The sequence below is a fragment of the Pseudomonas sp. HMSC057H01 genome, from assembly GCF_001836405.1.
GTDB classification, from domain to species: Bacteria; Pseudomonadota; Gammaproteobacteria; order Pseudomonadales; family Pseudomonadaceae; genus Pseudomonas; species Pseudomonas aeruginosa.
The window spans coordinates 307972-318987 of sequence record NZ_KV828511.1 but is presented as its reverse complement, the minus strand read 5'-3'; the positions used below and the strand labels follow the sequence as shown (position 1 = coordinate 318987).

Sequence of the window (11016 nt, the reverse complement as noted above, 5' to 3'; positions counted from 1 at the left end):
TCCTCAGCGATTCAGCGCGGTGAAGGCGTGGATGTCGAAGTTCACCGCCACCTGCGGCGCGCTCTCGATCTCGCGCACCGCGGCGATGAAGCGGTCGGCGTAGTCTTCGCCGCCTTCCTGCTCGATGTAGCGGGTCACGTAGCTGGTGGAGAGGAAGAACAGCGCGACCTCCTCCGGGCTGAGGAAGATGATGTTGGCGAACACTTCGCGGCGGCAGTCGCGCAGGTGCGGGCAACTGCCCATGATCTCCAGGGTGTCGTCATAGCGGGTCAGGCGCGGATCACGGTGTTTGGCCCACTTGTTCACCAGTTCGTGCTCGATGAAGTCGCGCAGCGGCCCGTAGGCGATCGGGAAGTCGTACTTGTAGGCGCAGAACAGCCCGCCGGGGGTCAGCCAGTCGGCCATGCGCGTCAGCACCTGCTTGCGGTCCATCCAGTAGAAGGAGGTGGCGCTGGTGACCAGGTCGAAGCGGCGTTGCGGCGCGAAGGTTTCCGCCGGCGACACGCTGAAGCGGATCTCCGGGTAGTTCTCGCGGGCCTTGGCGATCAGCGCCTCGCCCAGGTCGCTGCCTTCCACGTAGCGGAACCAGGGTTGCAGGCGGACGGTCGAGACGCCGTTGCCGCAGCCGATGTCCAGCGCCGCTTCGCGTGCCGGGGCGCGTTCGGCGAGGTTGCGGTAGAGCGAATCCGGATAGGCGATCTTGCCGCGGACCACGTTGTAGGCGTCTGCGTGCTTGTCGAACTGCTTCATTGGGTAATCTCCAGTAGGCTCTCGTGGTAATCGCCCTTGTGGACGAAATTGATGTAGGTGCCGCTGCCGCCGAGGTAGCGGTAGCTGTGCTCGACGCCGGCGGGGATGAACACGCTGGCCGGGCTCTGCAAACGGCGCAGCTGGCCGCCTAGCAGGACTTCCACCTCCAGGCCGCGGTAGTCCTCGTCGCTGCCGAGGAACAGGAACACCGAGTCGCAGTTGTGTACGTGGCTGTCGACGTGGCCCGGCCCGCCGTCGCCGACGTCGTGGAACTGGCGGGCGATGAAGTAGAACGGCGAGCCGTCGAGCAGGCGCCGGTCGAGCATGACGAAGCGCTTGCCGGGGCCGTGGCGGTGGTACTTCAGTTCGCTGGCGGACTTCTCGAAAGGCGTGAGGAACAGGGATTGGCGGTGCATCGGCGTGTAGCGTTGCAGCGAGACGCGGCCGTTGATCAGTTCCGGATCGAAGGCGCTGTAGGCGTCCTGGTTTTCCTGCATGGCCAGCTGGTGCAGGCGGGCGACATGGACGAAGGCGTTCTCGCCGACCACCGGGTGCATCGGCGAACGCTTGATCCGGCTGTGCGCCTCGACCAGTTCGGAGACCGCGAGGACGTTCTTCAGGTTGAAGCGGTCGGCGGCGAACTTGGTGTGCAGCAGGGTCAGCAACTGGAAGGTATCGGTGATCCCGGCGCGTTCGCCGATCCCGTTGCAGCTCGCCGAGTGCCACTGGACCCCGGCCTGGATCGCCGCCAGGGTGTTGCCCAGGGCCAGGCCGCGGTCGTTGTGCACGTGGTACTCGAAGACCACGTCGGGGAACTCGTGGCGCAGCAGAGAGAGCACGTCGAAGGTCTCGTCCGGCAGCAGGATGCCCACGCTGTCGGCGAAGCAGATGCGATCGGCGCCGGCGTCGCGCGCGGTGGCGATCATGCTGACCAGGTCGCTGACCGAGGTGCGCGCGGCGTCTTCCACCGTGGCCCGGACCCGCAGGCCGCGTTCGCGGGCGTAGCGGATCGCGTCGTGGAACAGTTCGAGCACCTCCTCGCGGTTCATGCCCTTGAACTTGGTTTCCAGCGAGATCGCGTTGATCGAGGCGAACAGCCCGACCCACTGGGCACCGGTTTCCAGCACCGCGTCGATATCCTCCCGGCGCGCCCGGGCGTGGGCCAGCACCGGCGTGGAAACCGCCGCCACCACGGCGCGTACCCGCTCGCGTTCGTCCGCGGAAATCCGCGGGTGGCCGCACTCGATCATATCCACCCCCAGCGCCGCGATTTCCCGTGCCAGCTGGACCGACTGCGCGCTGTCGAAGCTGCACTGGCGGGCCTGGCACCCCTCGCGCAGGGTGCAGTCGATGACCCGGATCATCGTCTCGCTCCCGCGTCCGAGGCCGACAGCGTCGCCAGCCGCGGCTCCCTGATGAAGTCGTGGATCTTCGGCGCATGACCGAACTGGCGGGAGAAACGGGCGAGGAAGGTGACCATCTTCAGCGAGTAGTCGCACAGCTGCGGAAGATAGTGGTCGAGGTTGTCCTCGGTGATTGCCTCGTCCGGGAACACGCTTTTCAGGTTGGAAGCGATCCAGGTTTTCATGCTGTCCTCTCGATTCAGTTGGTGGAATTCGTCGTCCTCGACGAAGACGATCGGCATGCCGATGCGCAGCTGGCCGCTGCGGTTGTTGTGGCTGCCATGTGCGGTGCGGGCGGGCCAGACCAGGACGTCGCCGGCGTCCAGCTCGGCATCCACCAGTTGCTCGCGGGAAATGCCGTTGGCCTGGAGGTCGATGCACTTGAACATCGGGTAGGCGAGGTCGAACTCGTGGGGGAAGATGGTGCGGTCGTCGGGGTAATAGAACATCCCACCGTTGTCGTTCCGCGATGGGGTCAGGGCGACCCAGAAGGTCTGCGCGCTTTCGTAGCGCTTCTCCCACAGCGCGATGTCCTGGTGCAGCGGGATGTAGGACTCGTCGGCATGGCGCTTGATGAACGCCGCGTGGCGCAGCAGGCGCGGCTTGCGCAGATGGTCGCGGACCAGCGCGTCGAGCCCGGAGCGGGCGAACCAGTCGTCCCAGAAGAGCGGGTCGTGGCGGTGCAGGTTGCGCACCTTCTTCGCCTCGCGGCGCTCGTCGTCGGCGATGTCGAATTCCGGTTCCAGCGCCGGGTCCGGCCGCTGCGCCGCGGCGAGGATCCAGTCCAGCGCCTGTTGGCGCAATTGCGGGGATACCACCTGCCGATAGTGTTTCATTGGACGGACTCCTTGCTGACGGTGTGGACGATGAAATCGATCACCGCCGGGTCCTGCAGGGCCAGGTGGTGCGGACGCTCGCAGGGGAAGGTGTCGAGCCGCTCGATCAGGTCGCACCAGCGTTCGGCGGCCGGGTCGCGGCCGGCGTCGTCCCGGCAGCGCACCCAGCTGGCGCGGGCGAGGCGATGGCGGGGCTGCCAGCGGCCGAACAGCTCGACATTGCGCAGCAGGACCTCTTCGCGCAGTTCGCCAAGCTCGCTCATCAGGGCGATCCACTCGCGCATCTCGGCGCTCAGCCAGCGCTGGTATTGCTCGCTTGGCGGCATTCGCCGCAGGGCCGGCCAGGGCAGGTGGCTGTCGATCATCAGCAGGCGGCTGGCCGGCAACTGGCGGGCCATCTCGTAGCCGACCAGGCCGCCGAAGGAATAGCCGATCAGCCAGTCCGGTTCTTCCGCCAGGCCGTCGAGTACCTGGCTGGCGAGGGCTTCGATGCTGGCGTAGGCATCCAGCCGGTGGTAGTCGACCAGCCGGCAGTCCGTTGCGCCGAGGCGTGCCAGCAGCCCGCGGAAGCAGCTCGGGTGGCCGATGAAGTCAGGCAGCAGGATCAGCATGGGCGCAGCGCCTCGGCCATGGCCGCCGCCAGCGACAGGGTCCGTTCGCGGCCGAAGCGGCTGGCCAGGCTGGCGTCCCAGCCGCCGTCGTCGCGCCGGACCAGGGTCAGGGTCAGCGGCAGGCGGCTCTTCAGTGTCGGCCGGTGGATGAACCCGGCGCTGCGGAATGGCTGGTCGATGACATTGATCATCACCTGGGCGTCGGCATAGCGCAGCCCGGCCCGTTCGGCGATGGCCTCCGCCGGCAGCAGGCTGTGCTCGAAGGCCTCGAGCCTGTGTCGTTCGAAGGTGTCCTCGGCGATCGCGGCGTCCAGCAGCAGCGGCACCAGGTTCAGCCAGCAACCGGAAACCGCCGTGCCTCGGCGACTGCGCAGGCTGACCGGGGTCAGCGCCAGGACCTTGCCGGTGGCGCCCTGGCTGGCCAGGGCGAGAGCCAGGGCGCAGGCGAGCCGGGTCAGCAGGGCGGCTTCGCCGTCTCCTGGCGTGGCGGCCAAGCGGAAATCCTCGCAATGGCTGGCGCGCTCCGCCCAGGGCAGGCTCGCCAGTTCACGGAACGCCTCGCCGCGCTCGCTCCAGTAGTCTTCCAGCCTGGTCCTGCGCTCGCGCAGCTGGCGCTCCAGGCGCCATTGCTGCTGGAGGAAGCCGAACTCGGGGGCCGCCGCTTCGGTCGTGGGGTCGGCGTTGAGCGCGGCCAGGCGGGCCAGCAGCACGCTGGCGAAGTCGGCGTCGGCGACCAGGTGATGCAGCCAGACGCCCCAGCGCGCACGTCCTCCGCAGCGCCCGTGGAACAGTCGCAGCAGGCCGCGCTCGAACAGGGAATGCGGGCGTTGCAGCAGCGCTGCGATGAGCGCGTCTTCGTCGGCGAAGGGGCCGACTTCCAGCGCCGGGCTCTCCTCGGGCCGCCCGTGGACGACCAGTTCGAAACCTTCCGCGCCGCTGTCCACCTGGCTGTCGAGCAACGGGAACTCTTCGCGCAGGCGCCGACCCAGGCGCGTCAGGTCGGATGCCGGCACCTCGGCCGGAGCCAGGTAGCAGAGGCCGAAGCGGGTCAGGTCGGCGCCGAGCAGCTCGCTGAAGACCATCCCGCAGGACCAGGGCGACAGGTCGACGCGCAAGGATTGCGCGGCCTCATCCGGCATCGGTTGGTGCCGCAGGCGGTCGCGCTCGGAGGGGGACAGGCGGTGCCAATCGCCGACCACCACCAGGTGCTCGCGGAACCAGTGGTAGCGCACCTCCGCGGAGAGACCGACGTTCATGCCGCGCTCCTCGACAGCACCAGCGGCTGCTCCGGCGTCGCCGCCCGTTCCAGCAGACGCTCCGGCGCCAGGCCGTGGCTGCGCAGGAGACGGCTGAACTGGTCGAGGCGCGAGTTTGCCTGCAAGTCGGCGAGTCCCAGGTTTGCTCCCGCACCCGCCGATTGACAGAGGGCGACCAGTTGCAGGGCGAGCAACGAGTTGCCGCCGCAGAGGAAGAAATCCTGGTCGGCGGCGCCGACCTCGCAACCCAGCAATTCGCTCCACAGCTGCGCGCAGCCGCGTTGGTCGGGATCGAGCGCGCTGGCGCAGCGCTCCAGCGGTTCTTCCAGGCGGCGCAGCAGGGCGGCGCGGTCCAGCTTGCCGTGCGCCGTCAAGGGCAAGGCCTCGACCCGGACGCAGGCATGCGGGCGCTGCCAGGTGGGCAGTTGGCGGAGCAGGGCCTGTGGGCTGGCGTCGGCTTTTCCCGTCCAGGCGCAGAGCAGTTGCTTGACGCCGTTGCGCTTGCGGACCAGCAGGGCGCAGTCGAGGATGCCCGGCTGGCGGCGCAAGCGCTGTTCCAGGGCGGGGAGGTCGAGGCGATAGCCGTTCAGTTTGACCTGGCCATCGCCGCGGCCGATGAAGCGCAGCCGACCCTGCTCGTCGTAGCGAGCGCGGTCGCCGGTACGGTAGGCACGCAGCAGGCGGCCGCGATAGGGCAACTCGACGAAGCTGGCGCGGGTGCGCGTCGCATCGTTCCGATAACCCTGCGCCAGGCCGGCGCCGAAGGCGACGATCTCCCCGGCCCGGTCGGGCTCGGCGATCTCCTGTCCGTGCTCGTCGAGCAGGAGCACCGCGGTGCCGGCGATGGCCTTGCCGATGGGGATGTCGTCTTCCTCGAGGTCGTCGTTGGTGACGACATGGCAGCAGGTGAAGGTGGTGTTCTCCGTCGGTCCGTAGCCATTCACCAGGTGCAGTCGCGGATGCCGCAGCAGCGCCCGGCGCACGTGCGGCACCGAGAGGATGTCGCCGCCGGTGAGCAACTGGCGAAGGCCGCCGAGGCAGTCCGGGTCGAGGTCCACCAGGGTGTTGAACAGCGAGGCGGTGAGCCAGGCGCTGTCGGCTCCGCGCTCGTCGATCAGCCGGCGCAGCACGCCCGGGTCGAGGGGGCCGAGGTCGTTCAGCACGCAGCAGCCGCCGTTGAGCAGCGCGCCCCAGATCTCCAGGGTCGCCGCATCGAAGGACAGCGGCGAGTTCACCAGGAAGCGCATCTGCGGAGCGAACGCGAGGAACGACTGGCCCAGGCACAGACGGGTAATGCCGGCGTGGGTGCAGGCGATGGCTTTCGGGCGGCCGGTGGTGCCCGAGGAGAAGTTGATGTAGGCGATCTGGTCCGCCGCGAAGCATGGCCGGGCGACCGAGGCTGGAGCGGCAGGCAGGTGCCTGACCGGGACGCAGGGAAGACCGTTGGCGGGCGTCGGCGTGGTCGAGCAGTCGAGGATCAGGCGGCAGTCGACCTGCCGGCACAACTCTGCATTCCAGGCCGCCGGTTGTTTCAGGTCTATATATAAGTAGTGATGGCCGGATAATAGTATGGCGAGCAGGCAGACAATGCTTTCCCGAGAATATTCGCCGTACACTCCAAGACAAACTCCCGGCTGCGGATAATGCTCGAGAAGATAGTCGGAAAGTTGTTCGGCGCTATGCAGGAGTTGCCGATAGTCGACACTTCCGAAACGGTCCCTGATGGCTTCGCGATGGGGATGAAGCGCTGCCATTTCGCTGAAGCGGGCCACCACCGTTGGGTGCGCGTACAGGTCGAGCAGGGAGTTCTGGGACATTCTGGCAATCGCCTTTTTTTGAAAAAATGAGTCCATCTGCCGGCTTCTTCGGCTAAATGAAGGGTTTTTGGTTTTTCGTAAGGACGGCGGCCGAGTCTTCCCGGGAACTGCCAGTCGTCCGCCGCCCACCGGCTCGCTCACGCGAGCGGCAAGCGTCGAGGCGCCTTGCCCGGAAAAAACGTTATGGAAATACGGAGTGCCGTCGACTCAAGGGCAGTCAACTGCTGCCATGCAGACTTATCGTCAGGAAAGAGAGAAAAGCGATGAGAATGGATTCACGGTCACGCATTGCACTTCCACCTTGCGTTGGGTTTCCGAAGTGTTTCGCTGTGTGTGTTTTTATATGTTTCGTGGGTATTTAAAATAAGATACAAATTTCCCCTCACAACTATGAGAATTGGTAGTTGGCGAAAGGGCGGTATGAGGGGCGTCGAAGCGCGCCGGCTGATGGCTTTTTGCCGAGGCAGGCTGCCGCGGCTACGCCTGCCGGGGGTAGCACGGACAAGTGGTGTCGGGGGGCCTGGCCGCTGCGGCGAGGCGCGGAGGTCCGGCTGGCGCGGCGATCATCACAGAAGATTCTGCGGCGTCATTCATCGTTTGAATGGTTGCTGCCGCAAGCGCGCCCGGCGCCGTCGATGCTGGTCGGCGGTGTCGGGCGCTCGCTGGCGTTGCGTTGGCCAGCCGTCCCGGCCGGGTGCGTAGGCACCGGCCGGAGGTTTTCAGGAGGCGGGCAGCGGCGCACCCTTGGGCCATAGCAGCCAGAGCCGGCCCGGCTGCTTCATGTGTCCGGCGAGTTCGCCGGCGGCGTCGCCGGTGCCCCAGAACAGATCGGCGCGGACCTCGCCGACGATGGCCCCGCCGGTATCCTGGGCCGCCACCGGACGGACCACCGCGCTGCCGTCGTCAGGGCGAGTGGTGGACAGCCACATCAGGCTGCCCAGCGGAATCACCTTGCGGTCGATGGCTACGCTGTAGCCGTCGGTCAGCGGTACGTTCAGCGAGCCGCGCGGACCTTCGTCGCTGTCCGGACGCAGGCTGAAGAACACGAAGCTGGGATTGCTCGCCAGCAGTTCGGAGACCCGCTGCGGATTGGCCTCGGCCCAGTCGCGGATGCGCTTCATGCTGATCTCTTCCTTCGGCACCAGGCCCTGCTCGACCAGCCAGCGGCCGACCGGCTTGTACGGGTGGCCATTCTGGTCGCCGTAGCCGATGCGCAGTTGCCGGCCGTCTTCCAGCTGGATGCGCCCGGAACCCTGGATCTGCAGGAACTGCAGGTCCATCGGGTCGCCCAGCCAGGCGAGCACCGGCGCGCTGGAGCCGTTGTCGCGGATCGTCGCGGCGTCGTCGTAGGGTTTCAGCACCCGGCCTTCCAGGCGTCCGCGCAGGCGCTTGCCCTTGAGTTCCGGGTAGACGCTTTCCAGCGCGACCACCACCAGGTCGTCCGGTACGCCGTAGATCGGCACCGGGTTTTTTTCGCCCTGGCTCAGGCTGCCGTGGTAGACCGGTTCGTAGTAGCCGGTGATCAGGCCCTGGTCGCCGTTGCTGGAGGAACGCAGGCTATAGACCTGCATCCGCTCCTGGAGGAACGCGCGCACAGCCGTCGGATCGGCGGCGACCGTCGTGGCGCTCGCACAGGGCTCGCCCCATACCGGGTCCTTGGCCAGCCGCGCGCAGGCCGAGCGCCAGGCATTGAAGCCGGCGAGCAGGTCGGCGTCGCTGGTGGCCGGCAGGGCGTCCCAGGGCACGCTGTTGTAGGTGGTGACTTCGGCGGGTTTGGGCGGGGGCTCTTTCTTGCCGTCGTCGCATGCGGTCAGCAGGGCGGCGAAAGGGAGCGCGCAGAGCAGCAGGCGGCGCCAGGGATGGAACGGAAACTTCACGCCAAGGACTTCCTGATGGTGGATCGAAGCCCGCTAGCTTGGGCAAAGCGCGACGGTGCGTCAAACCGCGGCGACGACCGAAGCGTATCGCCGCGTTCCGCCTGCCTGACGATTCGCGGCGGCGCCAGGTCCAGCACCGCCAGGCGGCTGCCCGGCGCCTGGCGGCGAAGACTGGCGAGGATCGGCAGGAGGATCGCCGACTCGGCGTAGTCGGTGGCGGCGACGCGCCAGGTATGCCGCGACTGCGTCGGATCGAACGGCGCGGCCGGCGCCTCGATGACCTGCAGCGCTGCGCGCCGATCCCGTTCCGCCGGCAGAACGGCGGCGACCACCTGATCCCGGCGCTGACCTGCGCGACGAACTCACCCCGCAGCGGGTCGGTTTCGCCATGCACCTGGAGTGAGCGTTATCCGCGCCGTCCGGGGGCTGTGCGCGATGCTCCGCCAATGGTTTCTTCCAGCCATTGGCAGAATGCCCGGGTCAGGCTGTTGCGTTCGCTGTCGCGGTGCACCAGCCAGGCCCATTCGGGCCCGCGGACATTCTGTTCGCAGAGCGCGACCAACTGTCCGGCGGCTCGCGCGGGTGCGGCCAGCAACTGGCTGACCAGCGCGATGCCGAGGCCCTGGGTGGCGGCCTCCAGCAGCAGTCCGGGGTCGGAGAAGTTCAGGCCGGCACTGCGTTGGCCAACGTCCGCGCCGCCCTGTACCTGCCAGTGGCTCCAGTCCATTTCGCGCTCGCCGTGCAGGGTGCCGCGCCGTTCCGCCGGCAGCGCCAGCAGGTCGGGATGGCAGGCGGGGTAGAGGCGGTCTTCGAGGAGCGAGCGAAAGCTGCATTCGGCCTGGGCGCAAAGGTCGTCGCGGATGGCTACGTCGATGGTCTGGCTGGCCATCTCGGGTACCTCGTCGGTGGTCAATAGCCAGAGGTCCACCTGTGGGTGATGGCGATGGAAATCGCCCAGGTGCGGCACCAGCCAGTGGCGGGCGAAGGCCGGGGTGGTATTGACCACCAGTTGGTTGGGCTTGCGGTACTGGTCGAGGCGACGGACCCCCGCGGCCAGTTGCTGGAGCAGGGACTGGGTGGTGCTGAGCAGATCGAAGCCAGCGTCGGTCAGGCTCACCTTGCGTCCGTTGCGAAAGAACAGCGGTTGCTCGAGATAGCCTTCCAGGCTGCGGATCTGCTGGCTGATCGCCGACTGGGTGAGGTGCAGCTCCTCGGCGGCCTTGTGGAAGCTGCCGAGGCGGGCGGCGGCTTCGAAGCCACGAAGGGCATTCAGTGGGGGCCAGTGTTTGAGCATTGCTGATAAGCCGGGCTAATTAGGTTTGCGCAGAATTTATCGTTTGTTGAGCCTGATGCCTAGCCATAGCATCTCTTCAGGCAATCCACGCCTATTCCGCCAGATAAAAAATACTTACTGGAAGCCGACCCATGAATACGCTCGACACAGGCTGGCGCATGCCCGCCGAATGGACTCCCCATGCCGCCACCTGGATGGCTTTTCCGCACAATCGGATGCTCTGGGAGTCCGAATGGGGCGTGAGCCTGGCGGACGTACAACAGGACTTCGCCGCAGTGGCCAACGCCATCGCGCGTTTCGAACCGGTGAAACTGGTGGTCGACCCCGCCGCGCTGGACAGGGCCGGGGAGCTGTGCGCGGGCAATGTCGAACTCATCGAGCTGGCCATCGATGACAGTTGGTGCCGCGATTCCGGACCGAGTTTCGTCTGCCATCCGCAACTCGGGTTGGCCGGTGTCAGCTGGCGTTTCAACGCCTGGGGTGGAAAGTCCGCCTACGCGCAGGACGCCAGCCTGGCGCGGCGGATTCTCGATGGCCTCGGCCTGGAGTGTTTCGGCGTGCCGCTGGCCAACGAGGGCGGGGCCATCCACGTGGACGGCGAGGGCACGCTGATCACCACCGAGTCCGTGCTGCTCAATGCCAATCGCAACCCTGGCCTGAGCAAGGCCGAGATCGAGGCATTGTTCGCCCGCCTGCTCGGCGTGACCAGGACCATCTGGTTGCCCGGCGATCCCGACCGGGTCACAGGCGACATGACCGATGGCCATGTCGACGGCGTCTGTGCCTTCGCCCGGCCCGGCGCGTTGTTGCTGGACGCCACCTGCGACACCACCTCCGCCTACGCCGAGGTGGTGCGGGAGAACCGTCGCGCCCTGGAGCTGGCGCTCGACGCCCGCGGTCGGCGTTTCGAGCTGATCGAACTGTTCGATGCCGGCGAAGTGGCTCCGGAGGAGGGGGTGTTCTGTGCCTCCTACACCAATTTCTATATCGCCAATGGCGCGATCATCATGCCGGCCTACGGTGTCGCCGCCGACGACGCGGCCGCCGCGACCCTGGCCCGGGCCTTCCCCGCTCGCGAGGTGGTGCCGGTGCGCATCGACCACCTGGCCCACGGCGGCGGCGGCGTGCATTGCATCACCCAGCAGCAGCCGGCCTGGCCGGCGCGGAGGTGA

At 67.3% G+C, this 11016-nt stretch carries 9 protein-coding genes and 2 pseudogenes; 2 read left to right on the top strand and 9 right to left on the bottom strand.

Features of this window, described 5'->3' with window-relative positions; translation table 11 throughout:
- Positions 1 to 3: 3 nt before the first annotated feature.
- The 8 genes and pseudogenes from HMPREF2581_RS24330 to HMPREF2581_RS33365 form a co-directional block, all read right to left on the bottom strand.
- On the bottom strand, positions 4 to 750 hold the full coding sequence (locus tag HMPREF2581_RS24330) for a class I SAM-dependent methyltransferase (protein WP_003112447.1): 747 nt from the start codon (positions 748 to 750) through the stop codon (positions 4 to 6).
- Positions 747 to 2114, bottom strand: coding sequence for a 2-isopropylmalate synthase (locus tag HMPREF2581_RS24325; RefSeq protein ID WP_003086676.1), 1368 nt, complete (start codon positions 2112 to 2114; stop codon positions 747 to 749). Before HMPREF2581_RS24325 ends, HMPREF2581_RS24330 begins: the two co-directional genes overlap by 4 nt.
- Positions 2111 to 2989 (bottom strand): phytanoyl-CoA dioxygenase family protein, encoded by an 879-nt coding sequence (locus HMPREF2581_RS24320; RefSeq protein ID WP_003082507.1) that lies wholly within the window; start codon positions 2987 to 2989, stop codon positions 2111 to 2113. The genes HMPREF2581_RS24325 and HMPREF2581_RS24320 overlap by 4 nt, the downstream gene beginning before the upstream one ends.
- Positions 2986 to 3600: an alpha/beta fold hydrolase gene (locus HMPREF2581_RS24315; RefSeq protein ID WP_003109228.1), complete on the bottom strand. Its 615-nt coding sequence runs from the start codon at positions 3598 to 3600 to the stop codon at positions 2986 to 2988. The genes HMPREF2581_RS24320 and HMPREF2581_RS24315 overlap by 4 nt, the downstream gene beginning before the upstream one ends.
- The gene (locus HMPREF2581_RS24310; protein WP_003109229.1) at positions 3594 to 4856 is read right to left on the bottom strand and encodes a hypothetical protein; all 1263 of its coding nucleotides are present in this window, start codon (positions 4854 to 4856) and stop codon (positions 3594 to 3596) included. Before HMPREF2581_RS24310 ends, HMPREF2581_RS24315 begins: the two co-directional genes overlap by 7 nt.
- Entirely contained in the window at positions 4853 to 6673 is a 1821-nt protein-coding gene (locus HMPREF2581_RS24305; protein WP_016254133.1) for a non-ribosomal peptide synthetase, read from the bottom strand. Before HMPREF2581_RS24305 ends, HMPREF2581_RS24310 begins: the two co-directional genes overlap by 4 nt.
- A 719-nt stretch (positions 6674 to 7392) precedes the next feature.
- The gene (locus HMPREF2581_RS24295) at positions 7393 to 8550 is read right to left on the bottom strand and encodes a murein transglycosylase A (protein WP_003140475.1); all 1158 of its coding nucleotides are present in this window, start codon (positions 8548 to 8550) and stop codon (positions 7393 to 7395) included.
- Between the two features lie 86 nt (positions 8551 to 8636).
- Positions 8637 to 8822: pseudogene (locus tag HMPREF2581_RS33365) on the bottom strand (LysR family transcriptional regulator); the annotation flags it as partial.
- Here HMPREF2581_RS33365 and HMPREF2581_RS33645 point away from each other — a divergent pair.
- Positions 8805 to 8953: pseudogene (locus HMPREF2581_RS33645) on the top strand (hypothetical protein); the annotation flags it as partial. The pseudogenes HMPREF2581_RS33365 and HMPREF2581_RS33645 overlap by 18 nt on opposite strands.
- Before the next feature lie 3 nt (positions 8954 to 8956).
- On the opposite strand, the gene HMPREF2581_RS24285 reads toward HMPREF2581_RS33645, so the two are convergent.
- Positions 8957 to 9844: a LysR substrate-binding domain-containing protein gene (locus HMPREF2581_RS24285; RefSeq protein WP_003109234.1), complete on the bottom strand. Its 888-nt coding sequence runs from the start codon at positions 9842 to 9844 to the stop codon at positions 8957 to 8959.
- A gap of 131 nt (positions 9845 to 9975) precedes the next feature.
- Between HMPREF2581_RS24285 and HMPREF2581_RS24280 the strand changes: the two genes are divergently transcribed.
- Positions 9976 to 11016, top strand: a complete 1041-nt coding sequence (locus HMPREF2581_RS24280; protein WP_003109235.1) for an agmatine deiminase family protein — start codon at positions 9976 to 9978, stop codon at positions 11014 to 11016.